Source organism: Herbaspirillum sp. ST 5-3 (genome assembly GCF_004804275.1).
Taxonomy (GTDB): Bacteria; Pseudomonadota; Gammaproteobacteria; order Burkholderiales; family Burkholderiaceae_D; genus Noviherbaspirillum.
Genome location: NZ_STGI01000003.1, coordinates 179,636 through 206,421, shown reverse-complemented (window position 1 = coordinate 206,421; position 26,786 = coordinate 179,636). Strand labels below are relative to the sequence as shown.

Here is a 26,786-nt window from a genome sequence, read left to right as displayed (position 1 = left end):
AGCTTGATCAATCAGGCAAGTTCCGCAATGCCAAAGCGTTGTTTCCATTTTCATTCAACCGTCAACCTGTCAGCGACAAGAGCTGACTGGCTTTCGTCTCGTTGCTCTCCGCGTTCTTCATCAAGTTCATGTGCATCTCGAACTGTCGAGCGAGATCGATCATGTTCACCATTGCATCAACCACATTGACGTTGCTTCCTTCCAGCGCGCCGCCGATCAGCGTGACGCCGGCATCCGCATCTGCCTCGCTGCCATCCTTCATTCGGAACAAACCGTCGTCGCCTCGCGCAAGGTTTTCCTCGGGAGGATTGACCAGCTTGATTCGCCCCAGCACGGTTGCTGCGCCAGGTTTGTACCCTGTCGCTATGGCCGTCACTGTGCCATCCTTGGCAACCGATATCGACACGTCGGGCGGAATCGCAATCGGACCGCCGTCGCCCATTACCGGAATACCGGTCTGGGTTTGCAGCACGCCGTTCTCGCTCAATTTGAGGCTGCCGTTGCGCGTGTAGCCTTCGGTTCCGTCTTCCAGTTGCACGGCAATCCATCCCTTGCCCTGCACCGCGACATCAAGATCTCGTCCGGTTTGCTGAATCGGGCCTGCGCCGAAATCGGTGCCGACCGTTGAATCGACCACAAACGCGCGCGTCGGCAGCGCCGCTCCAAGCACAGGCACGGCGCGGAACGAATCGAGTTGCGCGCGGAAGCCGGTCGTCGACGCATTCGCGAGATTGTTCGACGTATTCGCCTGCTTCTCCAGGATATGCTTCGCGCCGGTCATGGCGGTATAAATAAGGCGATCCATCCGGTTCTCCCTTGCTATCGGCTAGCGCTCATTACCTCAGATTCACCAGCGTCTGCAACACCTGGTCCTGCGTCTTGATGGTTTGCGCATTGGCCTGGTAGACGCGCTGTGCGGTAATCATGTTGACCAGCTCCGCGGTCAGGTCCACGTTGGAATCTTCCACAGCGGAGGACTGCAAGACACCCAGGCTGCTTGAGCCGGGCGAACCGATCAGTTCATCGCCGGAAGTCGAGGTCGCTGCCCACACATTGTTGCCCAGCGGCTGCAGACCGTTCGGATTCCTGAAGTTAGCCAGCGCCACTTGCCCGAGCGTGGCCGACCGGCCGTTGGTGTAGCGGCCGACAATCGTGCCGTCGCTGCCGACGTTAAAGCCGGACAGCCGGCCCGATGCGTAGCCGTCCTGGCTAAGCTCGTTGACACCGAAATTGGAGCCGAACTGGGTCGTACCTTCATACTCGATGTTGAGCACGAGAGGGTCGGTTGCATCGGTGGACGGATAGATCGGTAGCGACGCGGACAAAGGCAATGTTGTTCCAGCCGCAGTCATCGCTGCTTCGTCAAGATGTCCGCCGGAATCGAACATCAGCGTGCCGAGACGGCGTGGCGGTACGGTCCCTGCTGCGACGGCGCCGATCGTGTCTGACGTCGCCCCGGAAGCAGCCATCGCATCGGAGATGGCGGTCAGTTCCGGTGAGCCCGCCGTGCTGGCGGCCGTCCACGCTGCGAGTGTAGCCGCATCGCCTGCTGCCGTTGCGGCTGCCACGGTAGGCGCCCAAGCAGCGGTAAGGATGGAGACATCCGTTGCCCCACCAGCCGCTGCGGCCGTGATGGCAAGCGGCGTCGCCTGCAGTTGCGCGACTTCGGTGCCGTCGTTGGACGCGTACACATCCCAGTCGCCCGGCCCTGTCTTGACGTAGAACGTCTGGAGCACATGCGCGTTGCCCAGGCTGTCATACACGCTCACCGAAGTCGCATTGTTGTAGCTTCGCGCATCGGTCACGTCGAACGGGGTGTTGGTCGGCACCGTATTGCGGGAATCCAGGTTCAAGACTGCCTGAACTTGCGTCGTTGCGGAGGGATCGAGATCCCTGCTGTCCATTTGCAGATCGGTCGGCTGCCCTGTGTTCAGAACACCGCTTGAATTCACGCTGTAGCCGGTCAAATGTGCACCGCTGGAATTGACGATGTATCCGTCCTTGTTCAGCTGAAACTGACCGTTGCGGCCGTACGTGATAGTGCCCTGATTGCTCATGCGGAAAAAGCCACCGCCGTTGATCGCGAGATCGAGCGGATTATTGGACGATGAGATGTTGCCTTGCGTGAACTGCTGAAAGACCGTTGCCACCTTGACGCCAATACCGACCTGCCCCGTGCCTGCACCGGACAAAGAGTTCGCAAATACGTCTGCAAACTGCGCCTGGGAAGCCTTGAAACCGACTGTGTTGGAGTTAGCGACGTTGTTACCGATCGCTTCCAGACTCTTGGATGCGGCATTCAGGCCGCTCAACCCTTGTTGAAAACTCATCTTGTTCTCCTTGCTTTCTGGATAACTGCTGGTCGATTAGAGGATTTGACGGATGTCGGACAGGTTGACCGCCCCCAGACCCGGCACATTCAGGCTCACGCCTTGGGTGCCTGTGGTCACGCTGCCCACCACGCCAAAGGACAACGCCGTTGCGGGAATCGCCTTGCCGCCCCGCGTGGCCGTCACATCAAAGGAATAAGCCCCATCCGGCGCGGTACCGCCGCTATCGGTTTGCCCGTCCCATGTCAACGGAACCATGCCTGCTTCTTTTCCACCGAGGTCGACGGTATGCACCGCGAGCCCGGCAGCATTGCGTATGGTGACCCGCACGTTGTCGGCGGGTTCCGTCACCTCGACGCCAAGCACCGCCTTGCTGTCCGCGAGACTGACGCTCGAACCCGGAACCAGCACACCATGGCCGATCATGTTTGCGGCTTGCAGCGACTGACTGGTCTGATAACTGCCCTGCAAAGCCTGCAACGTCGCATTCAGCTTATCAATGCCTGTCACGGTCGAAAGCTGGGCGAGCTGGCTAGTGACTTGCGCATTGTCGAGCGGATTCAATGGATCCTGGTTGCGCATCTGCGTCACCAGCAAGGTCATGAATCGGTCCTGCGCCTCCTCCGCGGTGGAAGCGGCGGTTTTTCTTGTGCCATTCACGGCCGCAAGCAGATCCGGGGAAACAGTATTGGTTTGCACGGTTGTCATTCAAAACCCCTTGTTCATTGACCCAGGGTCAAGGTCTTCAGCAGCATGGTTTTCGCTGCGTTCATGGTCTCGACATTGGTCTGATAGGAACGCGATGCGGAAATCATGTTGACCATTTCCTCCACCACATTGACGTTGGGCATCGCGACGTAGCCATTCTCGTCAGCCTGAGGGTGCTTGGGATCGAACACCATCCTCAGCGGCGCCTGGCTCTCGACCACCTGCTGAACCTTGACGCCACTGGCGGCCGGATCAGCCAGCGGCACAGTCTGGAACACCACCTGCTTCGCGCGATACGTCTGCCCGGTTGAGCTGGCGGTGCTGTCGGCATTGGCGATGTTGCTCGCAACCGTATTCAGGCGCTGGCCCTGCGCACTCATGGCCGAGCCGGCGATATTGAAAATATTAAATAGCGACATGATTATTGCCCCTGTATGGCCGCGAGCAGGTTTCGCATTTGCGCGCTGACGAAACTGACGCCGGCCTCATAACGAAGCGCGTTATCGGTGAACTGGTTGCGCTCCACATCCATATCCACGGTATTGCCATCCACATTGCCCTGTTGCGTAGTGCGGTAAAGCAGCTGTGCGCCGCTGGCAGTCGTGCCTGCAACGACGCCTCCAAGATGCACTGCGGAAGTCTTGACCATTGCGGCCGTTGCTGGCGCACTGCTCGATAATGCTTGCTTCAGCGCGCTGTTAAAATCGACATCGCGCGCCTTGTAATTAGGCGTGTCCGCGTTGGCGATATTCGATGCCAGCACCTGCTGACGCTCCGCACGCAGCCTTAATGCCGTTTGCTGGAATCGCAAGGTCTCGTCGAGTTTTCCGATCATGACTTCCTCCGGAAACCATCGGTTAAAGTTCTGACAACTCCGACCGATGATAGATTGATATAGCCTCGATCATACGAAGCCTGCAATCGCAATGATCAGCAGAGAAGACTCTTAATCCCTCGTTTGTTCGCGCTTTTAATTTAGAGCCCTCTCAGTAAGATTGAGCCTGAATTCAAAGCTCGGTCCGTCATGAGAACATCCTTCAATGCGTCGCTCGCTGCACTCTGCCTGCTGGCAAACGGTGCAGTGGCGCAGACAACCGCACCGCGCCAGGACCCGACCGTGCTGCGTCAAGGCGTTCAAGAGTTCCTGCGCGTGCAGACCACTGGATTGCCCGGTCAGGTCAAGATCAACGTTGGCCAAATCGACAATCGAACCCATCTTCCAGCGTGCGCTGCTCTCGAAACCTTCCTCCCGAAGGGTAGCCGGCTCTGGGGCAAGACAACCATCGGGATACGTTGCACGGCGCCGTCGCCATGGACCATCTATGTATCGGCAAACGTGCAGGTGCTCTCCGAGTATCTCGTGACCGCGGCCCCCGTGGCTCAAGGACAAGTGATCAGCCAGAATGAAGTTGCCAAAGTCAAAGGCGACCTCACCACACTCCCACCGGGCATCATCACCGATACGTCACAGGCAGTCGGCAGGACAGCCGCGGTTTCCCTCACGGCAGGCACTCCGCTACGAAGCGACTCCTTGCGAAGCCAACAAGCAGTTCAACAGGGACAAACCGTGCGGCTGGTGTCGGCAGGTCCGGGTTTTACCGTTTCAGCGGAGGCGCGAGCACTGAACAACGCCGCCGAAGGCCAGGTCGCACAAGCCCGGACAACTTCCGGACAAGTCGTCAGCGGTATCGCAAAGGCTGGCGGTGTAGTGGAAGTAAGCTACTAATTCACGTGCTTTTTCCTGATTTCGGGATTCAATGCTAAAGTTTCGGAAGAATGCGTCGATAAACAACATGACAAGATGCGAAAATCCGTCAACCAGACATTAACAAGACAAGGAAGATGCCGTGAAAATCAATGACTCGCTGAAGAAGACCGCGGGCTTGGGCGTCGAGACGACGCAAACTCGCTCGGGAAAGAGCGCCGACAAGGCAGGCAGCGTCAGCAAGGCGCCGGCCGAATCGGATAGTGTCCACATCTCGTCGAAACTGGAGTCGCTGGCGCAAGTCGGCGGCAACAGCGTGTTCGACGCAGGCAAAGTGGAAGAAATCAAGGCTGCGATCGCCAATGGCACATTCAAGGTCGACCCGGAAAAGGTCGCGAACGGATTGCTGGACACGGTCAACGACCTGATTCATACGCGCAAGGCTTAATAAAGATGCAAACTTCAGGCAAGAGCCCGGCCGACGGCCTCGGCGAAGAAATCAAGGAGAGCAGCGCACTGCTGCAATTGCTCAAGGAAGAGCAGGCTCTCCTCATCAGCGCCGACGTCGATGGACTGGTCAAGCTGACTGAAGAAAAGAACAAGGCGGTGGTGCGCGTGGCCGAGCTGGCGCAGCGTCGTCACCGCATCTTGGCGGCTGCCGGAATGGAAGCCAGCGAAGCCGGCATGACGACCTGGTTGAAAACGGCGGCGCTGGACGCTATCCAGGCATGGAACGCGTTACTGGATCTCGTCAAAGAGGCAAAAGAGATCAACCGCGTCAATGGTCTGTTGATCGGCAAGCATTTGACCCGCAACCAGGCAGCGCTGCAGGTGTTGCATGGCAGCCCGCAAAGCGGAGCCCTGTACGGACCTAACGGGCAATCCACCGGGCAGGCCGCCAGTCGTAAACTGGTCGTCGGCTGACAAGAAGCATCTACCACGTGCCGGCTCCCTTGCCGGCATCGAGCGTCTTTCCTTGTTCGTTTCCTATTTCTTCCCCGGTGCCTCCACCGGCACTTCAGTCGCCGGGTCCGGCAAATTCGACAGGATCATGACCGCAACCCGGCGGTTGCGCATGCGCCCTTCCGTCGTTTCGTTCGATCCCACCGGCTGTGTCGGCCCATGTCCGACCGCGGTCAGGCGAGCCTCGTCGATGCCGCTATCGATGAACAGCCGTATCACGCTCGACGCACGCACCGCCGACAACTCCCAGTTCGAGGGAAACAGCGCATTCCTGATCGGCACGCTATCGGTATGCCCTTCCACCTGGATCGCGTGGTCGTCATTCTTGAGTACCGCTGCCACCGCCCGCAGCGCCTGACTGCTGGTCTCCGAGAGGCTGGCATCGCCCGGCGCGAACAGTACGCTCGCATTGATCTCGACAGACACACCCCGCCCTGATTGCGTGACGCGCACCTTGCCCTGCTCGACCAGTGGCGCCATGACCTTGAGAATGTCGCGCGCAACGCCGGTCAGTTGCTCCTTCTCCTTGCGCAATGCTTCGGAATTGCGCGGTCTCACCGGCGGCAGGCTGCGTGGAAGGATGGGCGTCACCGGCGGCGGCGTTCCCTTGATGGGCGCCATCTGCACGCCACCGAAGGCATTGACGAGTGAATTCGACAGTACCCGATACTTGCCCTCGTTGACGGAGGACAGGGCATACATCACCACGAAAAAGGCAAACAGCAAAGTGATGAAATCGGCATACGATACCAGCCAGCGGTCGTGATTGTCGTTCTCTTCGTCGTATTTTTTGCGCGCCATGGTGCGGGCTATTTGTATGCCAACCGGCGCTCTTCGACTACGCGCGCATTATCGCCATTCGCCACGCTGCAGAACACGTCCGTCAGCATTTCGCGTCGACGCACCTCGTCGGAGATGATGGTCTTGAGCTTGTTGGCGACAGGAAGAAAAACCAGGTTGGCCAAACCGACGCCGTAGATCGTCGCAACAAACGCGACCGCGATGCCGCCACCCAGCTTGCCCGGGTCGGTCAGGTTTTCCATCACGTGAATCAAACCCAGTACCGCGCCAAGAATGCCGATGGTCGGAGAATATCCGCCGGCCGCCTCCCAGATCTTGGCGCCGTGCCGCTCGCGCCGTTCATAGGTCGAGATGTCGACTTCGAGGATTTCACGAATCTTGTACGGGTCAATGCCGTCGATGATCATGCGCAGTCCCTTGGCGGTGAAATCGTCCCTCACTTCATCGAGAAAGCGCTCCAGGCTGAGCAAGCCTTCCCGGCGCGCGGTCGTGCTCCAATTGGTGATGTCCTGCACCAGCGTGCGGCTCTTGTCTTCCGGCGGGAAGAAAATCCAGCGCGCCATCGCGACGCCGCGAACGAAGCTGACGGAGCCGCTTTGCAGCAGTACGGCGCCGATAGTGCCGACGACGACGATCACGAATGCCGCCGGCTGCACCAGAGAGTCCATGTGCCCGCCTTCGAGAAACTGCCCCGACAGGATGCCCGCGACCGCGAGCAACAGGCCGGCTAGGCTAGCCCAGTCCATGCCTGCTCCTTGAGCCGCGCACGCATGCGTGCAATGGCCTGGCTGTGCAACTGGCACACGCGCGACTCGGACACACCCATGACCGCACCGATCTCTTTCAGGTTCATCTCCTGTTCGTAGTAGAGCCCCATCAGAATCTTTTCACGTTCCGGCAAGGCCTCGATCGCGCGAATGACCGCCTCGCGGAAACCGGTATGCATCAGGGCCTTCAGCGGATCGCTCGACTCATCGACGCAGTAACGATCGAGGAAATGTTCGTTCTCGTCCTTGTCGTGAAAATCTTCGTAATAAACCAGCTGGTGGCCGCTGCCCTCGCTGAGCATCTCCTGGTATTCCTCCAGCGAGACCTTCAGTTCCTTCGCAATCTCGGCTTCCTTCGCCGTACGGCCGAGGCGCTGCTGCAACCTGTTCATCGCCTCTTCGATCTTGCGCATGTTCTGACGGATGCCGCGCGGCAGCCAGTCGCTGTTGCGCAATTCATCCAGCATGGCGCCGCGAATGCGTTGCACCGCATAGGTTTCGAACTGCGCGCCGTGGGTTTCCTCATAGCGGTTGATCGCATCCAGCAAGCCAATCATGCCCGCCTGGATCAGGTCATCGACCTCGACGCTCGGCGGCAGCTTGGCTTTCATCTGATGCGCAAGCTTCTTCACCAGCGGAACATGCATCTCCAGCAGGTGATTCTTGTCGGATTTTCCGCTAACGGTATACATAGTGTCTTTTCCGGTTGCATGCGGCGACCGGCAGTTGCAATTGCACCATGTTATCCCGCGGTAGCTACTTCAGACAATACGACCCGGCCTGCCAGTTTCCGAAATGCGACCGATGCGCCCGCCAGCGGGAACGCGTCCACCACCGCGCGTCCAAGATGCATGGCGCGCTTCAGGTGCTCGTCCGCAGGAACGGAGCCCATCGAATTGAGCTTGACAGCAAGATAACGTTTCGCGACTTGCGCCATGTTTTCGAAGACGACCTGCGCTTCCTTTTCGCTGGCTCCGGTGACCAGCAGACTGAACGGCCGCCGTCCCAGACGTCCGTTGACGCGCTTGATGATCGCATAGGCGTTCTTGATCGAGGCCGGATTGTTCGACACCTGCACCACGATCTCGCTGCTGGTGAGCGCCGGGATCGCGAAGTTGTCTTCCTTGTCCAGCTCCGCATCCACCACCATGATGTCGGCACGCTTGGCCAGCACGCCAAAGGCATCTTCCAGACGGCGCGCCTGCTCCGAATCCTTCTCCATCCTGCTCGGTCCGCGTGACAGCGCCGCCACGCCAAAACCTTGCGGCATTAGCTGAATGACATCGTCAAGCGAACGCTCGTTGCGTGCCACCTGCATCAAACTCGCACCGCGCGTCGCTTTCAGACGCGTCGCGATGCCGTCTTGCCCGAGGCAGGCATCCAGCAGCAACACATCCCTGCCCGCCTGTCCCAGCGATGCGCCGAGGTTCACCAGCATGGCGCCTTTTTCCTCGGATGATGCGGCCGACAAGAAGGTGAATACGCGCGGCTTCGGACCGGCCAGCATCCGGCGCAGGCCTTCGGCCTGATCAAAATCGAAACTAGCCAAGAGTCACCTCGCGCAAACTTTTATCATTCATGGCATGTGCCGTAGTAGCGATCACCAGCGGTAGCTCCTCGTCCTGATACTGGAACGGCGCAGTTTCGCGCTTCAGCTTGAATGCGCGGTCCACCAGATAATGCTGGTTCGGCACGTGCAAGTCCTCCGGTACGCGCTGGCCGTTGGCCACGTAGTACAGGCTCAGCTTCTGACGGATCATGACGTCGAGTACATTTCCCACCGTCGCAGCCTCATCCAGCTTGGTCATGATGCAGCCCGCCAGGCCATCGCCCTGATACGAGCGCACGACTTCGTTGAGTGTTTCGCCGGTCGAGGTCGCCGACAGGCAGAGCAGGCGCTTGACCTTGCAGTCGGTACCCGACAGCATCGCGATCTGGTCAGCGACCATCTTGTCGCGCTGCCCCATGCCGACCGTGTCGATCAAAACGGTATGCTTGTTTTTCAATTCATCCAGTGCGATGCGCAAGTCGGTTTCGTCCTTCACCGAATGCACCATCACGCCGAGGATCTTGCCGTAGATGCGCAGTTGTTCGTAACCGCCGATACGATAGCCGTCAGTGGTAATCAATGCGAGCTTGCCGGCGCCATGGCGCATCACGCAGCGTGCCGCCAGCTTCGCCGTTGTCGTGGTCTTGCCGACGCCGGTCGGGCCGACCAGCGCATAGACACCGCCCTTTTCCAGGATCTCGTTCTCGTTGCCGATCACATTCAGGTTGCGCGAGAGGACCGACTTCACCCAGTTCAGGCCGTTTTCCGGTTTCTCGCCTGCCGGCAGTTTTTGCGTCAGGTAGCGCGCGAGACTGGCGCTGAAACCTGCCGAGAGCATTTCACGCATGATCGATGCCTTGATCGGCTCACGTTTCTGCTGGCTGCTCCAAGCGATTTCTGCCAATTGCGATTCCAGCATGCCGCGCATCGATCGCAACTCCGACATCACCTCGGTCAGTTCCGCCGCTGCTTTCTCCTTCGGCTGGGCTGCGCCGCGACTGGACGCAAGCGCGTCGGCCAGGTTGGACGCCTGGTCACTGTCGATCGGCCGACCGGCGCCGAATGCGGAAGGTGCGTTGGCGGGATTCGCATCGGCCTGGCGTTTGGCGCCGAAGGCAGCCAGCGTCGAGTCCGACACTGCGGGTTTTTCAATCACTGGCTCGGCAAGCGCCGACATGTCTTCCGGCGCCAGCGCGAGAATCTCGACCATGCCGTTGATCGTGCGGTTGGAGAGGATCACCGCATCCGGGCCGAGGGCATCGCGCACCAGGCGCCACGCCTCACGCGAGGTTTTTGCGGAGAATTTTCTTACGTTCATGCTTGGCCTCCAACTAGGCTGGTAACTCTAATCGTCTTGGAATCGGGAAGTTCGGCGTGCGACAACACCTTGAGCTGCGGCAGTGCGCGGCGCAGGAAGCGCGCCAGCAGTGCGCGCAGCGGGCCGGGCACCAGCAGCACCGGTGTCAGGCCCATCTGTTCCTGCTGGCGTGTCGCCTGTTCGGCTTGCGCCACAATCGTGTCCGCCAGGCCCGGCTCGATGCCGGCGCCGTCCGGTCCGCCGGATTGCATCGCCTGCATCAGGATGCGTTCCAGGCGGCTGTCCAGGGTAATGACGGAAAGTTCATGGCTTCCCGGGAAAATCTGCTGCACGATCGCACGGCCGAGCGCAATGCGCACCAGGGCCGTCAGTTCATTCGGATCCTGGACCTGGGTCGCGTATTCGGACATGGTCTCGATAATGGTGCGCATGTCGCGGATATGCACACCTTCCATCAACAGGTTCTGCAATACTTTCTGCAAGGTCGACAGCGGGATCAGCTTGGGCACCAGGTCTTCCACAAGCTTCGGCGATTCCTTGCTGAGATGGTCGAGCAACTGCTGCACTTCCTGCCGGCCGAGCAGCTCGGAAGCGTGCGTCGTGATCAAGTGGTTCAGATGTGTGGCGATGACGGTGCCGGCATCGACCACGGTATAGCCCATCGCCTGCGCCTGATCGCGCATGCCGGCATCGATCCAGACCGCGGGCAGTCCAAATGCCGGGTCGGAGGTGACTGTGCCGGGCAGATTGCCGCTGACCATGCCGGGATTGATCGCCAGGAACTGCCCGACGTAGGCTTCGCCGCTGCCCACTTCCACGCCCTTGAGCGTGATGCGATAGGCGGTCGGCTTGAGTTCGAGATTGTCGCGAATGTGCACGGACGGCGACAGGAAGCCGACCTCCTGCGCGAACTTCTTGCGGATGCCCTTGATGCGACGCAGCAGTTCTCCGCTTTGGCCCTTGTCGACGAGGGAAATCAGGCGGTATCCGACTTCCAGTCCCAGCGTATCGACCGGGACAACGTCCTGCCAGGTTGCCTCCTCCACTTCGGGCGCGGTCATCGCAACCTCCGGCGTGGGCGGCGGCGGTTCCGCAGCCTTTTCGGCCCGCTTCTTCAGCATGTACGCGCCGCCGGCCAAGACACCGCCGAGCATGATGAAGGCGATATGCGGCATGCCCGGGATGATGCCCATGCCGCCGATGATGCCGCCGGTGATGTACAAGACTTCCGGCTTGGCGAACAACTGGTTGACCAACTGCCCGCCGATATCATGTTCGCTTGCGACGCGCGACACCACGACGCCGGCAGCGGTCGAGATGATCAGCGAAGGAATCTGCGCGACCAGGCCGTCGCCGATGGCCAGCAGCGTGTAGTTCTTCAGCGCCATGCCGAAATCAAGATCGTGCTGCACCATGCCGACAATCAGGCCGCCGAAGATATTGATGATGGTGACCATGATGCCGGCCACGGCGTCGCCGCGCACATACTTGCTCGCACCGTCCATCGCGCCGTAGAACTCTGCTTCCTGACCGACTTCCTGACGGCGGCGGCGCGCTTCCGCTTCACCGATCATGCCGGCATTCAGATCGGCATCGATCGCCATCTGCTTGCCGGGCATCGCGTCCAGGGCGAAACGCGCACCGACTTCCGCGATACGGCCTGCACCCTTGGTAACAACCACGAAGTTGATGATGGTGAGGATGATGAACACGACGATACCGACGGTGTAATTGCCGCCGATCAGGAAGTGGCCGAAGGCCTCGATCACCTTGCCAGCGGCGTCCGGACCGGTGTGACCTTCGGTCAGCACCACGCGGGTGGATGCGACGTTAAGCGACAGGCGCAGCATGGTGCTGACCAGCAGCACGGTCGGGAACACCATGAAGTCCAGCGGCTTGACCGTGTACAGGCTGGTAAGCAGCACGATGATCGACAGCGCGATATTGAAGCTGAAGAACATGTCGAGCACGAACGCCGGCAAAGGCAACACCATCATCGCCAGCATCATGATGATGAGGATCGGCGCCGCGAGCGCCTTGCTCGACGAACCGCTCAACCATGCAGGCAGTGTCAGGTTATTCATTGCGTCAATCCGTTATCGGGCCGCACCTGCGCGGCATTCAGCGGATCCAGTTCGGGCGGAACGTCCAGCTGATCCGGCTTCGCCGGACGAACGCCACCGTGCTTGCTGTAAGCGCGCAACTGGAACACGTAGGCGAGCACTTCGGCTACTGCGGTATAAAGGGCGGCCGGAATTTCATCGCCCAGCTCGGTATGGCGATACAAGGCACGCGCCAGCGGCGGCGCCTCCAGCAATGCGACCTTGTGTTCGGCAGCAATCTCGCGAATCTTGGCAGCGACTTCATCGGCGCCCTTGGCAATCACGGTCGGCGCGCGCATCTTGCCTTCGGTGTACTTGAGGGCCACGGCATAGTGAGTCGGGTTGGTCACGACCACATCGGCGTTCGGCACTTCGGACATCATGCGGCGCTTCGCCATCTCGCGCTGCATCTGGCGGATGCGCGCCTTGACTTGCGGATCGCCATCCGATTCCTTGGCTTCCTGACGCACTTCTTCGCGCGTCATCTTCAGCTTGTTGGCGTACTGCCACATCTGGTACGGCGCGTCGATCAGCGCAATCACGACCAGGCTGGCGACGATGGAAATAAAGCTGGTCAGCAGCAAGTGAGCAAGATGGGCGCTGCCAGAGGCCAGCGGCTCGACGCTCAGTGCGAGCATGGATTCGATTTGCGAGGAGACGACCAGCCAGGCGACGGTACCGACCAGGATCGTCTTGCCGATCGCCTTCAGCAATTCCACCAGCGCGCGCACCGAGAACATATTGCCAAGACCGCTCAGGGGATTCATGCGCGAGAAATTGGGCTGCAGCGATTTGGTCGTGAACAGCCAGCCGCCGATCAGCAACGGAGAGCCGAGCGCCACCAGAACCAGGATACCGGCCAGCGGAGCAAGGCCGATCACGACGTCGCCGAGGCTGAAGCCCAGGCGCATCAGCAGGAGGTTGAAATCGAATGCCTGCTCGCGATCGAAGCTCAATCCGGATGCGAGCATGTGATTGAGACGGCGGATCAGGCCTTCGCCCGTAAACCAGAAGCCGAGGCCCGCGGCGAGCAGAACCGTGCAGGTAGCGAGTTCCCGCGAGCGGGGAACGTCGCCCTCCTCACGCGCCTGCTCCAGTCTTCTGGGCGACGCCGGTTCTGTTCTTTCGAGATCGCTATCTTCGGCCATCGCCGACTCCTGTTTCACCCCGTGCGACGGATGCGCCGATACATTGGGGGCTAATAGATAGGATTATTGGCGATATGGCAGGAAGACGATCCCGTGAATAGGAGAGAAAACCCCTCGCTATTCGCAAATGCGAAGGGGCCGGCTATGCCGAAGGGAGATTTTCGCCGGGGCGGAAAGCTACAGTTTGAGGCTCTGCGCCCAGGCAAGCGCAGCCATCTGTGCATCGCTCACCTGCCTGGCATCGATGCACAAGGACGTGGCCATCGACTCCAGTTCGGGGCTGTTCAGCTCACAGGCTTCCGCCAGAGCCAGGAAGGGACCGTAAATGCCCTCGCGCGACAGGAGTGCTTGCGTGACCGACTCGGACAACTGGATCTTCTCCAGCACGTCCTCCATCGGGACACCGAGCAATTTGTCGAGCAAGGAGAACATGCCGGCCACAAACAGGTTTTCGGCTTCATGCTTGGGCAGGAAGGTCTGGCCGAGCAGCTCCGCAAAACGTCCGCGGACCACGGCCGTCTGCATCAAAACAGGCGAATAACCGGTCGACGTGGCCGTTGCCAGCAGCAGCGCCAGCCAGCGATAGAGCGGCGAATAGCCGAGCATGGTGACGGCATGTTTCAAGGATTGAATCTCGCACCCCAATCCGAATCCCGCCGAGTTGATATACCGCAGCAGCTTGTACGATATGGCGGGATCGCGCTTCAGCACGTTTTCAAGTTGTCTGACATCGACGTTTTTCCGCACCATGTCCATCAACTGCAGGATCATCGCCTGTGCCGGATTGATATCCCGCGAATAATTGTTGGGCCGCAGCGTCAGATGCAAATGGCCGACAAACGCATACAAACCCAGCTGGGCGCAGGTATCGTACGCTTGCCAGTTGTCCACCTGCCGCGCGACCATGCGCAGCGACATCAGATTGAGCGAGCGATGAAGACGCACTTGCGCTGCAAAATCCGGCGAACCGATCGGCGCCTCAAAATACGACACGTGCTGCAACACACTCTTGTCGATCGCGCCCAGATCAGCGTCCCGCAGCGATATGCCATATCCGAATGAACGCGCGGCTTGAATCGCCGTGATTGCCTCGGGCGAGGCGACATCCGACCCACGCAAGGAAAACACGGTGCCCTTCGGCGGCAATGCGCAAAGCGCTTCATGCGCAAGCAATGCCGGCGTCGCCTCCACGAAAAGTATCTGATCCCCCAGCAAACCACCCGACTCGGTATCGTTGAGATGTCCTGCGACAAAACGTGCCAATGCAATAATTTCCGCATCGCTTGGCTTGCGGCGGCCCGCTGTGGTGTTGTGCCAGGAAAGCTCGAAGCCGATAACGCGCTCCTGCGTGTTGACCAAGGGCTCCCGGACAATGAAGTAATCTTCGTGCATCTGTGCTTATCTGGTGATGTAGATCGACGTCATCAACGCCGATATTGGCGGGCGGTCAAAAGCCCAGGCTTTCCAGCAGGTCGTCCACCTGCCCTTGATTGGCAACCACATCGGCACTGGCATTGGGATTGATCTGCGGACCGTTCAGCAAACTCTGCCCTGCCTCACGCCGCACTTCAGGCGGCGCGTAATCAATGAGCAACTGAACAAGTTGCTGCTCGATTCCATGTGCAAGTTCGGTTACCTTTTTGATAACCTGCCCGGTCAGATCCTGAAAATCCTGCGCCATCATGATGTCCAACAACTGCTGCCTGGTGACGCTGGCGTTGCCTCGCGCTTCGCCAAGATACGCAATGGTGCGCTCCGCCATCTCGCGGCATTGCTGCTCGGTGAACGGCGACTGCATCAGCGTCCGCCATTCCTGTTCGAGCTTGTCGCAACCGGAAACGATTTGTTCCTGCAGGGGGCTCGCCGTTTCGGTCGCCGTCAGAACGCGCTGCGCGGCCTGCTCGGTCATTCTTGCGACATAATCCAGTCGGTCCCTGGCGTCGGGAATATCATGTGCGGCCTTGGCAAGCAGCTTGTCGAATCCCAGTCCGCGCAGGTTTTCATGCAACAAGCGCGTCATCTGGCCGACGCGCGCCAGCACCTCTTCCTGCACAAGATCAGTGGACCCCGACTGGGTCACCGCGTTGTCCACGTCAGGCCCCAACTTTTTCGAGCTTTTCAAAAATCTTTGAAAGTTTCTCGTCCAGGGTGGCCGCGGTAAAAGGCTTCACCACGTATCCATTCGCTCCCGCTTGCGCCGCAGCGATGATGTTTTCCTTCTTTGCTTCTGCCGTCACCATCAATACAGGCAACTTGGACAAGGCGGCGTCGGCCCGGATCTGCTGAAGCATGGTCAGTCCGTCCATCACCGGCATGTTCCAGTCGGAGATCACGAAATCGAACTGTTCGCTCCTGAGTTTTGAAAGCGCCATGGCACCATCTTCCGCCTCATCGACGTTTGTGTAGCCCAATTCTTTAAGCAGATTGCGAACGATACGACGCATTGTCGAAAAATCGTCAACCACCAAGAATTTAGTATTTGGACCAGCCATGAAATGCTCCATTGATTCTATAAAACGTTATAGACCGGCCGCTCACCTGCGAATTCGAGCGGCGTACTAAGTATAATCCTTCCACTGTTTTTTATGCACCTAAACAACCCGGTCAGTGGCGTGACAAATACAGGCTGCAGCAAGCTTGTGTGGTCGTTCTTGCAACGTCGTCAGACACGCAATGCACGACTGCTGTGCGCCGCAAGATAGCCCAGCACCATGCCGGGCAGCGCATGCAGCGCGCCGACTTCGTGCGCCGCACCAATCGCGATCGCCTCGCGCGGCATGCCGAACACAACGCAACTCGCTTCGTCCTGCGCAAAGTTATAGGCGCCCGCGTTCTTCATCGTCAGCATGCCTGCCGCGCCATCCTTGCCCATTCCCGTCAGAATGACACCGACAGCGTTCTTGCCTGCGAATCGCGCAGCCGAATCGAACAATACGTCGACCGAGGGGCGGTGCCGGTTCACCGGCGGCCCCTGATCGAGCTGCGTCACATAGTTGGCGCCGCTACGCGCCAGCAGCAGATGTGAATGACCCGGCGCGATGAACGCATGGCCGGGGAGAACGCGCTCGCCGCCCTCGGCTTCCTTGACGGAGATCTTGCACAGACTGTCCAGCCGTTTCGCGAATGAGCGGGTGAATCCCTCCGGCATGTGCTGCGTAATAAGGATACCGGGACAGTCTGACGGCATCTGCACCAAAAATTCCTTGATCGCCTCGGTGCCGCCGGTCGACGCGCCGATGATGATCAGTTTCTCGCTACTGGTCAGCGGATTGCGGATCAAGGGCAGGCCTTCCGACGGCGGCCGGTTCGGATCGGCATGCGCGATGGTGCGCGGCTTGACTCTCGCCTTGGCAGCGGCCCGGATCTTGTCGGTGATCAGCTCCGCGTATTCCAGCATGCCGCTCTGGATCGACAGTTTGGGCTTGGTCACGAAATCGACCGCGCCCAACTCCAGTGCGCGCAACGTGATTTCCGAACCGCGTTCGGTCAGCGACGACACCATCACCACCGGCATCGGCCGCAAGCGCATCAATTTCTCAAGGAAGTCCAGACCGTCCATGCGCGGCATTTCAACGTCGAGCGTAAGCACATCGGGATTGGTCTGCTTGATCAGCTCGCGCGCGACGATCGGGTCCGGCGCCACGCCGACGACCTCCATATCCGGCTGCTGCCGGATGATCTCATTCATCACGCTGCGAATCAGCGCCGAATCATCAACAATCAGAACTTTAATTTTCATGACACATACTTTCCATTGCGGGCGCCACCCTTTGCGCAGGCATCTTGCCGGCCGTTGTGCAAAGTTAACCGAACAGCTCGATATCGCCAACCACCGGCGTCGTCTGGAGACGGCTTGCGTAATCCTGCTCGCGGTTGACCAGCGTATTGTTATTCAGTTGCTTGAGTTTTTTGACCAGCACTTTACCGGTCCGCGGAAAAAAATAAACCTTGCGCGGGTAGATATCATTCAGATCTTCCGCGACGACGCGGATATTCTCGGCACGCAGATAGTCGCGCACAAATTGCGCGTTGCGCTCACCGACATTGATCGCGACAAAGCCGCGCAGCACATTGCCGCCACCGAAGACCTTCGCCTCCAGGTTTTCCCGTCTTGCACCGGCCTTCAGGACATCGTTGATCAAGACCTCCATCGCATAGGTGCCGTAACGCATCGAGGCCGACACCGGGCTGTCGATGTCCCCGCCGCCATCCGGCAGCATGAAGTGATTCATGCCGCCGATGCCCGTCACCCGATCCCGGATGCAGGCGGAGACGCAGGACCCGAGCACCGTCACGATCATCATATCCTTGCAGGTGAAGTAGTACTCACCGGGAAGAATCTTGGCGGCGTCACAATCGAAGGTCCGATCATAGTAGACGTTCGTCGCAAACTGCTCTTCGATACCGTAGCTCATAGATTATTTCTCGACACGGCGCGCGACCATGCGATGCGCGGAGTGGGTCGGATCGAGCTCGTAGACCGTCTTGCCTCGCAATTTGAATGCATCGGACACATATAGAAAATTTTCGGAATGGCCGGCAAACAGCAATGCATCCGGCTTCATCAAAGGTGCAAACCGCGAAAGAATTTTACCTTGCGTAGGCTTGTCGAAATAGATCATGACATTCCGGCAGAAAATCGCATCGAAGGGACCTGAGATCGGCCAGTCGTCGGACAGCAGATTCAATTGCTTGAAGGTCACCATCTGTCGCAGTTCAGGACGCACTCTCACCAGCCCGTCCTGCTGCCCTTTGCCACGCAGGAAAAAACGCCTGGCGCGCTCCGGAGACATCTTGTCCAGCCTGTCCAATGCATAAACTCCGCTGGCAGCGGTATTGAGGACATTGGTGTCGATATCCGTTGCGATCACATGCGATTGCGACGCTGCCGGACCGAGCGCTTCGCACAAGGTCATCGCGATCGAATACGGCTCCTCGCCGGTCGAGCTTGCGGCACACCACACGGTGACAGGTTGCGGCCTAGCGCGGACGTGTTCGGCGAGTATCGGGAAGTGATGCGCTTCGCGAAAGAACGATGTCAGATTGGTCGTCAGCGCATTGGTGAACGCCTCCCATTCTTCGCTGTCCGGCCTGTTTTCCAGAGTATCGAGATAGAGCTCGAACGAGCGCACGCCCGTTGCGCGCAAGCGGCGGGCCAGGCGGCTGTACACCATCTCGTGCTTGCTGTCCGCGAGCGCGATACCGGCACGCTTGTAAATGAGGCCTCGTACCCGATTGAAGTCGCGAGTCGTAAACTCGAACTCCTTGACTGTATCCGGCTTGTTTGGTCGTACCGTAGTTGTCACGCCAGGCATCTTTCCGCTATTGATCTTGTCCAATTTCAAAATACTGTCGGCCCGCATCGACATCAAACCTATCCATGTGTGACGAGATCACGCTTCTTGCTGCTCGGTGCCGGCGCCTGTTTCGTCAACTTGTTCAAGGTCGCGGTTTCCGGCGCAACAGTGGATCGATAACCGACACGGAAGGCCCCCCAGTGCCGTCCGTTCACATAGATCGGCACCGACAAGTCATGCATCACCTCGCCCGTATCGCGCTTGTAGGTCTGCAGCATGAACGGTTTGGTGCTTGTGCCGCATCGTGCTCCGGTTCGGTCATTGAAGATCCGCTTGGTGCGGTTGTTCACTAGGTCGGTTTCGTAATCCCCGGTCAGAGGCTTGGAGAACCGCTTGTTGTGCGTCGGGAAGTAGCCATGATCATCCACCGCCCCGGCATAAGTCAATTGCGGCATCTCTTCAAGGATGCGTTCCTGGATCGCTGGCAGCACACGGTCGGTAAACGCATCGAACGCAGTCGTATGCTTGAGCGGATTGGTGTTCGGAATCGGTCTGTATGTGCGATCGAACAGCGCCATCTCGCTGATCTGGCCGCTTGCAATCGCCTCCTCAAACAACTTTCCGACCTCGCTTGCGCCATGCTCCGCGGCGATCCGTATGTTGTCATGCGCCGTCCGCGCATGGGAGTGCGACAGCACATCGAAAAGTCCTTCGCCGCGTTCCGACAGCATCATTGCGGAATTCGCGGCGCGCGGCAGCTCATCCTCGGTCGCCAGCATGCCGTCGCGGATGTGCGAGATTGCATCCGCGATCAGTTGGGTGGTTTCCACATGTTCCCGCGACGCGGCGGAAATCAGCAGGACTTCGTTTTCCGACATCCCTGCCGAGCGTTCGATGCTGCCGAGCAGAGTGTGGACCTTCTCGACATTCTGGGCGGCGTCCAGCACCTTGCCGGTCAAGGCCGTCATGCCAGCCGCGGCGCGCTCCGCCTCTTCATTGATCTCGCGCACCATCACGCCAATGTCGTCGGTTGCGGACTTGGTGCGTTGCGCCAGTTGCCGTACTTCGCCGGCCACGACGGCAAAGCCGCGACCATGCTCGCCGGCACGCGCTGCCTCGATCGCTGCATTCAAGGCAAGCAGATTGGTGCGTGCAGCAATCTCGTTGATCACTTCGGTTATCACATGGATGCGACGTGCCTTCTCCTGCAACACGCTCATCATTTGCGAGGCAGTTTGCGCGTCCTGACGGGCATGATTGATGCGCCGCAGTCCTTCGTCGACCTCGGCACGCCCGGCAACGCTTTCGTTACGCACATCGGCCGCCACCTTGGATGCCCGCTGCGCGTTGGCGGCGATCTGTTCGGTGGTTTGCGCGGTCTGGTCTGCCTTGCCGACGATATCTTCTGTCGTCTGCAAGTCCGTATCGACGCGCTTCTTGATCAAGTCGACGAAGTAGGAGGTTTCAGCCGCGCCGATCATGAAGTGGTCGACTTCCTGACCGATCTGTTCAACCACTTGCGCCAGTCCGCGAGTGTTATTCGGACAAGTTGCCAATGCGACAACGGCTGCCACGGCAGATGCAATGGCGGCCAGACCAATCGGGCCGATCGTTGTGGCTGCAACCCAGTTGAGCAAGGCCGCAAGCAAAGTGCCGGCAGCGAGCGCAACAAGGCCCGCCAGCACATAACGGAGTGATTTTCTATCAATTGTCTTCATTCGGCCTCCCAAGAATCCGATCCCGCCCAATCGCTGCGGAGACCCGCCGGCCGCAATTCGGCTAATCCACTTCTGTTATCGACGCCATGCCTGCCGAACTTAAGGCCGCACAACCCATATCGCAAGAAAACGCTGCCTCGATTATGCGCAGTCGCGACCGCGAACAAAGGGGGAAACAGAACATGATTACCGCGTCAATTGGCATAAAGAAAAGGCGCGCCGCAGCACGCCTCCGCTTTTCTCCTGAAAATCCGGCGCACACGAATCGCCCCTTTGCCGGAGCTCAGAACTCCTCCCAATCGCCATCCGAGCTTGCACCCACCTTTGCCTTTGCGATTGCCTTTGGCGCGGCCGGCAACTGTTTGGCGCGTTGCCTGGGCATGGCTTTGGCCGGCACGGCGCGCTGCGCAGCATGTGCGCTTGATTCAACAGGCGCAGGCTGTAGTGTGAAACCGCCGCCCTGCAACTTGAATACCGCCACCGCCTGCGCGAGGGTGACGGACTGCTGCTGCATGCTCTCGGCGGTCGCAGCCGCCTCTTCCACCAGCGCCGCATTCTGCTGCGTCATTTCATCCATCTGATTGATCGCCAGATTGACCTGCTCGATACCGGCGCTCTGCTCCTGGCTGGCAGCACTGATCTCGTTCATGATGTCGGCCACATGCTTGACCGAGGTCACGATCTCGTTCATCGTCTTGCCCGCCTCGTCCACCAGCTTGCTGCCAGCGTCCACCTTCTCGACCGAGTCGCTGATCAGCGCCTTGATCTCCTTGGCCGCACCGGCCGACCGTTGCGCCAGGTTGCGGACTTCCGCTGCCACCACCGCAAAGCCGCGCCCCTGCTCGCCCGCACGCGCCGCTTCCACCGCCGCGTTCAAGGCCAGGATGTTGGTCTGGAAGGCGATGCCGTCGATCACGCCGATGATGTCCACGATCTTGCGCGAACTGTCCTTGATCGCGCCCATCGTATCGACCACCTGTCCTACCACCCGACCGCCGCGCATGGCGACGTCCGACGCGGACACGACCAGCTGGTTGGCCTGGCGCGCATTCTCCGCGTTCTGCTTGACGGTCGAGGTCAGTTCCTCGATCGATGAAGCGGTTTCCTCCAGCGAGCTCGCCTGCGACTCGGTGCGCGACGACAGATCGGCATTGCCCTCGGCGATCTCCCGCGAAGCCACCCCTATGCTCTCGGTGCCGACGCGAACGTTGCCGACGATTTCGGCAAGACTGCCGTTCATCTGCCGCAATGCGTCAAAGAGCTGGCCGATTTCGTCCCTGCTCCTCTCGTCGATCTGCGAAGTGAGGTCGCCGGTGGCAACCCGGCTGGCAACGGCAACTGCCTGATTCAAGGGCACGGTGATGCTTTTCGTGATGACCCATGCGAATACGCCGCCGATGGCCAATGCCACCGCCAGGACCGAGAAGGACATGAGCACGAGCTGGTTATCGTCCGCAACCGAACCTTCGAGCACTTCCTTTGCGGCGACTTGTTGCAATCCGATCAGCTTGTCCATTTCCGCCACGGCCTGCTGGTTGAGCGGGTCAATCCGGCTCGCAATGGCCTTGGCAGCGCCTTCGCTATTGAATGCCAGCGCCTGGCCAATCGCCTCCTTGAACGGTGCGGCGATCTCCTGGTCCAGGCGGGTAATCTCGGCAAGGATCTTCTTTTCGGAATCGGTAAGCCCGAGTGCCGTCAGCTTGTCGCGAGCTTCGGCATAGCGCTTGTTCTGCACCTTGACGCGCGCCTCTTCCTTTTGCATCGCAGCGACTTCGGACTGCAAGCCAATGTTGCGCATTGCGACGCCACCTTCGAGAACGGCGCTCTTCATCGTGGTGACGAGTTGTCCCTTGCTGGTCGACAGTTCCACCCCTTGAATGAGTTTTTGCTTGTTCTGCTTGGTGAGTGCATTCCCGACGAGCACCACCAGAATGAGGAGGGCCAGGACGACACCGAAACTCACCCCAAGTCGAGCGCCGATTCGCAAGCTACGCAGATTCATATTTTTCCCCACTTTCACAGCTTTCGATTGATGAATCGTGCTGAATAAACCAATTCAATAAACCCAGTTTCTGGATCGTCCAAATATATTACTCTCAAGAAATACGGCGAGCCATCCCTAATTCGACATCGAAGCTGAAAATTCCTCATGCTCAAACACACTGGGGCACTTGAACTGATGGACGTGCATCTCGATCATGATGGTGTCACACGGTCGAATGTTTGTAGCATGCCGCGAGAGCCATCCTGCGCCTTCAGAATTCCTCCCAATCGTCATCGCTTCCTGACGGCTTTCCCTTGCCCTTGGCGAGCGCCACCACGGCTGCGGGTTTGGCCGATTTTGCGGGATTGCCAGGCAAGGAGCGTTTCCCCGTCGCAGGAGCCGCGTTGGAAGCGTGCGACGCAAACTGCAGCGCCGGCTGACTCCCCGCTCCCAGCTTGAACACAGCAACCGCTTGTGCCAGCTTGACCGACTGATCCTCCATGCTTGCCGCAGCAGCCGCTGCCTCTTCCACCAGCGCAGCATTCTGCTGTGTCATTTCATCCATTTCGGCGATCGCGCGATTGATCTCCTCGATACCCGAGCTTTGCTCCTGGCTTGCGGCCGTAATCTCGCTCATGATGTCCGCCACGTGCTTCACCGAAGTCACGATCTCGTCCATCGTCTTGCCCGCCTCATCCACCAGCTTGCTGCCTGCGTCCACCTTCTCGACCGAATCGCTGATCAGCGCCTTGATCTCCTTGGCGGCACCGGCCGACCGTTGCGCCAGGTTGCGAACCTCCGCCGCCACCACCGCAAAGCCGCGTCCCTGCTCGCCCGCGCGCGCCGCTTCCACCGCCGCGTTCAAGGCCAGGATGTTGGTCTGGAAGGCGATGCCGTCGATCACGCCGATGATGTCCACGATCTTGCGCGAACTGTCCTTGATCGCGCCCATCGTATCGACCACCTGATCGACCACATTGCCGCCCTTGACCGCAAAGTCGGAGGCCGACACGACGAGCTGGTTGGCCTGGCGCGCATTCTCCGCGTTCTGCTTGACGGTCGAGGTCAGCTCCTCCATCGACGAAGCCGTTTCCTCCAGCGAACTCGCTTGCGATTCGGTACGTGACGACAGGTCGGTGTTGCCGGACGCGATCTCGCGCGACGCGACGGAAATGGTTTCCGTACTTTGCTTGATATGGTTGACCGTATTGACCAGATTGCCTTGCATGATTTTCAGCGAATTGACCAGCTTTCCCGCTTCGTCATTGCTCGTCACATCGATCTGCGCGGTCAGGTCGCCGCCGGCGATGGTGTCCGCGATTTGTGCAGCCTTGTGCAGCGGTGCGGTGATCGTGCGCGTGATGACCAGTGCAATGAACGCGCCGAGCGCAATGGTGAGAACACCAATGGCCAGCATCCCCATTTGCGTATTTTGATAATTCTGCTGCGACTCTTCGTAAGTCGCCTTCAGCGTCTTCTGCTGATAGTCCGCCAGCGCCATCAGGCTGGTGATCCACTTGTCGTGCAAAGGCAGGAAATCGCTCTTGAGCATGTTTGCGGCGTCGAAGAAATTTCCTGCGGCCGCGAGACCCTTGATCTTCTCCACCACTGGAAGTACAGCCTGTTTCTGCTCAATCGCCGGCGCCAGCACCGCTTTTGCGTCACTGCTGGTCGAATATTTTTTCAAGGTGTCTTCAGCCTTGGCGTAGCCCTCCATCAAGGCGACCAGATGTTTCATCTCGCGCTCGCCTTCCGTCGCGTCAGTCGGCGTGGCGATCTTGCGCAGCGCCAGAGCCACGCCCAATCCCGCTTCACGCATTTCCATTCCGCTCGTCAGGCTGCCGACTTTTTCGCTCACGATCACATCGGCGCTCGCATGCAATTCGCTCATTCGCCACAATCCGAGCACAAGCAGCGCAGTGGCGCACAAGAGCACCAGACCGAACCCGACAGCAAGGCGCGTGCCAATTTTGATATCGGAGAACTTGAACATGATGTGTTCCTTCTAATGGAAATGAATAAGTGAAATGATTGGGGAGTGCAACTTAAAACTCTTCCCATTCATCACCTGTTCCCGCCGGAACGACAGACGTTCTTGCACCCGGAGGCTGACTCGGTTTCAGCGCGACAGATTTGGAAGCGGTGGCCTGACGTACTGTGGGAGGCTTGCGCGATTCGCTTGTCGCATGTTGTTGCGGTGTCGACACCGCCGCCATCTGATCTGTATGGTTCAGTTTGAAAACAGCGACCGCCTGGGCCAGCGTCGCCGCCTGTGTCTGCATGCTATCTGCGGCCGCTGCAGCTTGTTCCACCAGCGCCGCATTCTGCTGCGTCATTTCATCCATCTGATTGATCGCCAGATTGACCTGCTCGATACCGGCGCTCTGCTCCTGGCTGGCAGCACTGATCTCGTTCATGATGTCGGCCACATGCTTGACCGAGGTCACGATCTCGTTCATCGTCTTGCCCGCCTCGTCCACCAGCTTGCTGCCAGCGTCCACCTTCTCGACCGAGTCGCTGATCAGCGCCTTGATCTCCTTGGCCGCACCGGCCGACCGTTGCGCCAGGTTGCGGACTTCCGCTGCCACCACCGCAAAGCCGCGCCCCTGCTCGCCCGCACGCGCCGCTTCCACCGCCGCGTTCAAGGCCAGGATGTTGGTCTGGAAGGCGATGCCGTCGATCACGCCGATGATGTCCACGATCTTGCGCGAACTGTCCTTGATTGCGCCCATCGTCTCGACCACCTGATCGACCACACTGCCGCCGCGCATGGCGACGTCCGACGCGGACACGACCAACTGGTTGGCCTGGCGCGCATTCTCCGCGTTCTGCTTGACGGTCGAGGTCAGTTCCTCGATCGAGGAAGCGGTTTCCTCCAGTGAGCTCGCCTGCGACTCGGTGCGCGATGACAAGTCGGCATTGCCGGACGCGATTTCGCGCGATGCTACACCGATCGTCTCGGTGCCGCTGCGGACCTGCCCGACCGTATGCGACAGGCTGTCGTTCATGATCTTCAGCGCGGCGAGTAACTGGCCGGTCTCATCCCGCGAGGTGATTTCAATCTTTTGCGACAGATCGCCTTCCGATACCGCCTTGGCAAGCCGCACGGCCTCATTCAAGGGCACCGATATCGCCTTGATCAGCCACATGCCGATGAGCGCCGCAAGTCCTACGCCGACGAAAATCGCAAGAATGGAAATATTGCGGACGGTGAGGTAAGTGCTCTGCCCTTTTTCAAATGCGGTTTTCGCCTGATCGCGCTGCAGCTTGATCAGCGCGTCCAGGCTTTCCTGGAACGCTGAGTATTGCTGCGTCATCGGGCCGGCCTCCAGTTCCATCGCCTGCTGCACATTGGCGTTGCGCAAGGCCTCTACGGTGGGCTTCAATCCGTCAGTAACAAATTTCTGTCGAAGATCGCGAGTCTTTTCCGCGAGCTTCTTCTCATCAGGATCCAAGGTGCGGGAAGAGTACGCGTCCCACAGCTTGTTCACCTCGTCCATCCGCGCCATGACCGCATCCATTCGCTTGACGACAACCGCAGGATCGCCGTTCATTGACTCGGCGACCGACACGCGGTTGTCGCCGATCATTCGCGCCACCTGACTCAACTGTTGCGTTGGAACGAGCTGTTCCTCATACATCGTCTTCAACGAGCTGTTCGCACCGCTCAAACTCGTTATTCCGACAATCCCGCTGCCAATCAGCAAAAACGAAAGAAAGCTGATCACGAACACCAGTCGTGATTTGATAGTCAAGTTGCTAAGCATGGTCGCACCCTCAGTTTGTGGATCGGTTCACCGATACTTTGCCGATGACCCTGATTTGTCTCTTCCCATGTTCCGGAGCCGTTCTGTGCGGCTTCTTCCGAAACGGCTTGTTCTTATGCTGCGATCTTGTCAATCAATCCCATTTCCGCGCTCGACATCAGCTTGTCGATGTCGACCAGGATCAGCATGCGCTGATCAATCGTGCCCAGACCGATCAGGTAGTCGGTATTGAGCGCCGTGCCCATTTCAGGAGCGGGCTTGATCTGTTCCGGCGACAGCGTGGTCACATCCGACACGCTGTCGACGACCATCCCCACCACACGACCGGCGACGTTCAGGATGATTACTACCGTGAACTGGTCGTAGGTCGGCTCGCCGAGATGGAACTTGATGCGCATATCCACGATCGGCACGATAATGCCGCGCAGGTTCACCACGCCTTTGATGAAGTCGGGTGCATTGGCAATGCGGGTAACGGTTTCGTAACCGCGAATTTCCTGTACTTTCAGAATGTCGATGCCGTATTCCTCCTTGCCCAATGTGAAGGCAAGGAATTCACGGCCGGCGATATCACGATCGGTTTTTTCGCCGATTGCCTGAACGTTGTTTTGAACAGTTTGTGTCATGGC

26 protein-coding genes are annotated in these 26,786 nt (G+C 59.1%); 3 read left to right on the top strand and 23 right to left on the bottom strand.

The features are described 5' to 3' along the window. Positions 1-61: 61 nt before the first annotated feature. The 5 genes from flgF to flgB are packed head-to-tail and all read right to left on the bottom strand — an operon-like array spanning position 62 to position 3,873. A complete protein-coding gene (flgF, locus tag E6W33_RS07925) occupies positions 62-805 on the bottom strand; it encodes a flagellar basal-body rod protein FlgF (RefSeq protein WP_136416174.1) in 744 nt (247 codons plus the stop codon). A 31-nt stretch (positions 806-836) separates the two neighbouring features. After that, the gene (locus E6W33_RS07920; protein WP_136416172.1) at positions 837-2,330 is read right to left on the bottom strand and encodes a flagellar hook protein FlgE; all 1,494 of its coding nucleotides are present in this window, start codon (positions 2,328-2,330) and stop codon (positions 837-839) included. 36 nt (positions 2,331-2,366) lie between these two features. Then, complete coding sequence (gene flgD, locus E6W33_RS07915; RefSeq protein WP_136416169.1) at positions 2,367-3,038, bottom strand: flagellar hook assembly protein FlgD; 672 nt, start codon at positions 3,036-3,038, stop codon at positions 2,367-2,369. Between the two features lie 14 nt (positions 3,039-3,052). Beyond that, the gene (gene flgC, locus E6W33_RS07910; protein ID WP_136416167.1) at positions 3,053-3,457 is read right to left on the bottom strand and encodes a flagellar basal body rod protein FlgC; all 405 of its coding nucleotides are present in this window, start codon (positions 3,455-3,457) and stop codon (positions 3,053-3,055) included. 2 nt (positions 3,458-3,459) lie between these two features. After that, positions 3,460-3,873 (bottom strand): flagellar basal body rod protein FlgB, encoded by a 414-nt coding sequence (gene flgB / locus E6W33_RS07905; RefSeq protein WP_136416165.1) that lies wholly within the window; start codon positions 3,871-3,873, stop codon positions 3,460-3,462. Positions 3,874-4,062: 189 nt separating this feature from the next. On the opposite strand from flgB, the gene flgA reads away from it, so the two are divergent. From flgA to E6W33_RS07890, 3 genes are all read left to right on the top strand, one after another. Further along, positions 4,063-4,764, top strand: a complete 702-nt coding sequence (gene flgA, locus E6W33_RS07900) for a flagellar basal body P-ring formation chaperone FlgA (RefSeq protein WP_136416163.1) — start codon at positions 4,063-4,065, stop codon at positions 4,762-4,764. Between the two features lie 121 nt (positions 4,765-4,885). Further along, on the top strand, positions 4,886-5,191 hold the full coding sequence (flgM, locus tag E6W33_RS07895) for a flagellar biosynthesis anti-sigma factor FlgM (RefSeq protein ID WP_136416161.1): 306 nt from the start codon (positions 4,886-4,888) through the stop codon (positions 5,189-5,191). Between the two features lie 5 nt (positions 5,192-5,196). Then, positions 5,197-5,667: a flagellar protein FlgN gene (locus tag E6W33_RS07890; protein ID WP_136416158.1), complete on the top strand. Its 471-nt coding sequence runs from the start codon at positions 5,197-5,199 to the stop codon at positions 5,665-5,667. Between the two features lie 63 nt (positions 5,668-5,730). Here the strand turns inward: E6W33_RS07890 and motD are convergent, their stop codons facing one another. The 18 genes from motD to E6W33_RS07800 all read right to left on the bottom strand — a co-directional run bounded on the left by motD (position 5,731) and on the right by E6W33_RS07800 (position 26,783). Further along, positions 5,731-6,507: a flagellar motor protein MotD gene (gene motD, locus E6W33_RS07885; protein WP_136416156.1), complete on the bottom strand. Its 777-nt coding sequence runs from the start codon at positions 6,505-6,507 to the stop codon at positions 5,731-5,733. 8 nt (positions 6,508-6,515) lie between these two features. Continuing rightward, positions 6,516-7,253, bottom strand: a complete 738-nt coding sequence (locus E6W33_RS07880) for a flagellar motor protein (protein WP_136416154.1) — start codon at positions 7,251-7,253, stop codon at positions 6,516-6,518. Further along, the gene (locus E6W33_RS07875; RefSeq protein WP_136416152.1) at positions 7,235-7,966 is read right to left on the bottom strand and encodes an RNA polymerase sigma factor FliA; all 732 of its coding nucleotides are present in this window, start codon (positions 7,964-7,966) and stop codon (positions 7,235-7,237) included. Before E6W33_RS07875 ends, E6W33_RS07880 begins: the two co-directional genes overlap by 19 nt. A 50-nt stretch (positions 7,967-8,016) precedes the next feature. After that, positions 8,017-8,823 (bottom strand): MinD/ParA family protein, encoded by an 807-nt coding sequence (locus E6W33_RS07870; RefSeq protein WP_136416150.1) that lies wholly within the window; start codon positions 8,821-8,823, stop codon positions 8,017-8,019. Next, a complete protein-coding gene (flhF, locus tag E6W33_RS07865; protein WP_136416148.1) occupies positions 8,816-10,141 on the bottom strand; it encodes a flagellar biosynthesis protein FlhF in 1,326 nt (441 codons plus the stop codon). The genes E6W33_RS07870 and flhF overlap by 8 nt, the downstream gene beginning before the upstream one ends. Further along, positions 10,138-12,225: a flagellar biosynthesis protein FlhA gene (flhA, locus tag E6W33_RS07860; RefSeq protein WP_211097261.1), complete on the bottom strand. Its 2,088-nt coding sequence runs from the start codon at positions 12,223-12,225 to the stop codon at positions 10,138-10,140. The genes flhF and flhA overlap by 4 nt, the downstream gene beginning before the upstream one ends. Then, positions 12,222-13,391, bottom strand: a complete 1,170-nt coding sequence (gene flhB / locus E6W33_RS07855; RefSeq protein ID WP_136416144.1) for a flagellar biosynthesis protein FlhB — start codon at positions 13,389-13,391, stop codon at positions 12,222-12,224. The genes flhA and flhB overlap by 4 nt, the downstream gene beginning before the upstream one ends. Positions 13,392-13,568: 177 nt before the next feature. Further along, positions 13,569-14,783 (bottom strand): HDOD domain-containing protein, encoded by a 1,215-nt coding sequence (locus tag E6W33_RS07850; RefSeq protein WP_136416142.1) that lies wholly within the window; start codon positions 14,781-14,783, stop codon positions 13,569-13,571. Positions 14,784-14,838: 55 nt separating this feature from the next. Then, positions 14,839-15,483 (bottom strand): protein phosphatase CheZ, encoded by a 645-nt coding sequence (gene cheZ / locus E6W33_RS07845; RefSeq protein ID WP_282183686.1) that lies wholly within the window; start codon positions 15,481-15,483, stop codon positions 14,839-14,841. Position 15,484: 1 nt separating this feature from the next. Continuing rightward, complete coding sequence (gene cheY / locus E6W33_RS07840) at positions 15,485-15,883, bottom strand: chemotaxis response regulator CheY (RefSeq protein ID WP_136416137.1); 399 nt, start codon at positions 15,881-15,883, stop codon at positions 15,485-15,487. 170 nt (positions 15,884-16,053) lie between these two features. Then, positions 16,054-17,130 carry a chemotaxis response regulator protein-glutamate methylesterase gene (locus E6W33_RS07835; RefSeq protein WP_136416135.1) on the bottom strand — a complete coding sequence of 359 codons (1,077 nt, stop codon included), beginning with the start codon at positions 17,128-17,130 and terminating at the stop codon, positions 16,054-16,056. Between the two features lie 64 nt (positions 17,131-17,194). Continuing rightward, positions 17,195-17,806: a chemoreceptor glutamine deamidase CheD gene (gene cheD, locus E6W33_RS07830; protein ID WP_136416132.1), complete on the bottom strand. Its 612-nt coding sequence runs from the start codon at positions 17,804-17,806 to the stop codon at positions 17,195-17,197. 3 nt (positions 17,807-17,809) lie between these two features. After that, positions 17,810-18,697: a CheR family methyltransferase gene (locus E6W33_RS07825; protein WP_247869568.1), complete on the bottom strand. Its 888-nt coding sequence runs from the start codon at positions 18,695-18,697 to the stop codon at positions 17,810-17,812. Between the two features lie 68 nt (positions 18,698-18,765). After that, the gene (locus tag E6W33_RS07820) at positions 18,766-20,406 is read right to left on the bottom strand and encodes a methyl-accepting chemotaxis protein (RefSeq protein ID WP_136416130.1); all 1,641 of its coding nucleotides are present in this window, start codon (positions 20,404-20,406) and stop codon (positions 18,766-18,768) included. 283 nt (positions 20,407-20,689) lie between these two features. Next, positions 20,690-22,408, bottom strand: coding sequence for a methyl-accepting chemotaxis protein (locus tag E6W33_RS07815; RefSeq protein WP_136416128.1), 1,719 nt, complete (start codon positions 22,406-22,408; stop codon positions 20,690-20,692). A 253-nt stretch (positions 22,409-22,661) separates the two neighbouring features. Further along, positions 22,662-24,383: a methyl-accepting chemotaxis protein gene (locus E6W33_RS07810; protein WP_136416126.1), complete on the bottom strand. Its 1,722-nt coding sequence runs from the start codon at positions 24,381-24,383 to the stop codon at positions 22,662-22,664. A 52-nt stretch (positions 24,384-24,435) separates the two neighbouring features. Continuing rightward, on the bottom strand, positions 24,436-26,157 hold the full coding sequence (locus E6W33_RS27805; protein WP_136416124.1) for a methyl-accepting chemotaxis protein: 1,722 nt from the start codon (positions 26,155-26,157) through the stop codon (positions 24,436-24,438). Positions 26,158-26,270: 113 nt separating this feature from the next. Then, positions 26,271-26,783, bottom strand: a complete 513-nt coding sequence (locus E6W33_RS07800) for a chemotaxis protein CheW (RefSeq protein ID WP_136416122.1) — start codon at positions 26,781-26,783, stop codon at positions 26,271-26,273. Positions 26,784-26,786 lie beyond the last annotated feature (3 nt).

Excerpts from the sequence above, each read along its gene's own strand:
- flhF (WP_136416148.1), bottom strand. The coding sequence starts at position 10,141 with ATGAACGTAAGAAAATTCTCCGCAAAAACCTCGCGTGAGGCGTGGCGC.
- E6W33_RS07890 (WP_136416158.1), top strand. The coding sequence starts at position 5,197 with ATGCAAACTTCAGGCAAGAGCCCGGCCGACGGCCTCGGCGAAGAAATC.
- E6W33_RS07850 (WP_136416142.1), bottom strand. The coding sequence starts at position 14,783 with ATGCACGAAGATTACTTCATTGTCCGGGAGCCCTTGGTCAACACGCAG.
- flgF (WP_136416174.1), bottom strand. The coding sequence starts at position 805 with ATGGATCGCCTTATTTATACCGCCATGACCGGCGCGAAGCATATCCTG.
- E6W33_RS07875 (WP_136416152.1), bottom strand. The coding sequence starts at position 7,966 with ATGTATACCGTTAGCGGAAAATCCGACAAGAATCACCTGCTGGAGATG.
- cheY (WP_136416137.1), bottom strand. The coding sequence starts at position 15,883 with ATGGCTGGTCCAAATACTAAATTCTTGGTGGTTGACGATTTTTCGACA.
- E6W33_RS27805 (WP_136416124.1), bottom strand. The coding sequence starts at position 26,157 with ATGCTTAGCAACTTGACTATCAAATCACGACTGGTGTTCGTGATCAGC.
- flhA (WP_211097261.1), bottom strand. The coding sequence starts at position 12,225 with ATGAATAACCTGACACTGCCTGCATGGTTGAGCGGTTCGTCGAGCAAG.
- E6W33_RS07920 (WP_136416172.1), bottom strand. The coding sequence starts at position 2,330 with ATGAGTTTTCAACAAGGGTTGAGCGGCCTGAATGCCGCATCCAAGAGT.
- flhB (WP_136416144.1), bottom strand. The coding sequence starts at position 13,391 with ATGGCCGAAGATAGCGATCTCGAAAGAACAGAACCGGCGTCGCCCAGA.
- E6W33_RS07815 (WP_136416128.1), bottom strand. The coding sequence starts at position 22,408 with ATGAATCTGCGTAGCTTGCGAATCGGCGCTCGACTTGGGGTGAGTTTC.
- flgD (WP_136416169.1), bottom strand. The coding sequence starts at position 3,038 with ATGACAACCGTGCAAACCAATACTGTTTCCCCGGATCTGCTTGCGGCC.
- cheD (WP_136416132.1), bottom strand. The coding sequence starts at position 17,806 with ATGAGCTACGGTATCGAAGAGCAGTTTGCGACGAACGTCTACTATGAT.
- motD (WP_136416156.1), bottom strand. The coding sequence starts at position 6,507 with ATGGCGCGCAAAAAATACGACGAAGAGAACGACAATCACGACCGCTGG.
- E6W33_RS07820 (WP_136416130.1), bottom strand. The coding sequence starts at position 20,406 with ATGAAGACAATTGATAGAAAATCACTCCGTTATGTGCTGGCGGGCCTT.
- flgA (WP_136416163.1), top strand. The coding sequence starts at position 4,063 with ATGAGAACATCCTTCAATGCGTCGCTCGCTGCACTCTGCCTGCTGGCA.
- E6W33_RS07810 (WP_136416126.1), bottom strand. The coding sequence starts at position 24,383 with ATGTTCAAGTTCTCCGATATCAAAATTGGCACGCGCCTTGCTGTCGGG.
- E6W33_RS07880 (WP_136416154.1), bottom strand. The coding sequence starts at position 7,253 with ATGGACTGGGCTAGCCTAGCCGGCCTGTTGCTCGCGGTCGCGGGCATC.
- E6W33_RS07835 (WP_136416135.1), bottom strand. The coding sequence starts at position 17,130 with ATGAAAATTAAAGTTCTGATTGTTGATGATTCGGCGCTGATTCGCAGC.
- flgB (WP_136416165.1), bottom strand. The coding sequence starts at position 3,873 with ATGATCGGAAAACTCGACGAGACCTTGCGATTCCAGCAAACGGCATTA.
- E6W33_RS07800 (WP_136416122.1), bottom strand. The coding sequence starts at position 26,783 with ATGACACAAACTGTTCAAAACAACGTTCAGGCAATCGGCGAAAAAACC.
- flgC (WP_136416167.1), bottom strand. The coding sequence starts at position 3,457 with ATGTCGCTATTTAATATTTTCAATATCGCCGGCTCGGCCATGAGTGCG.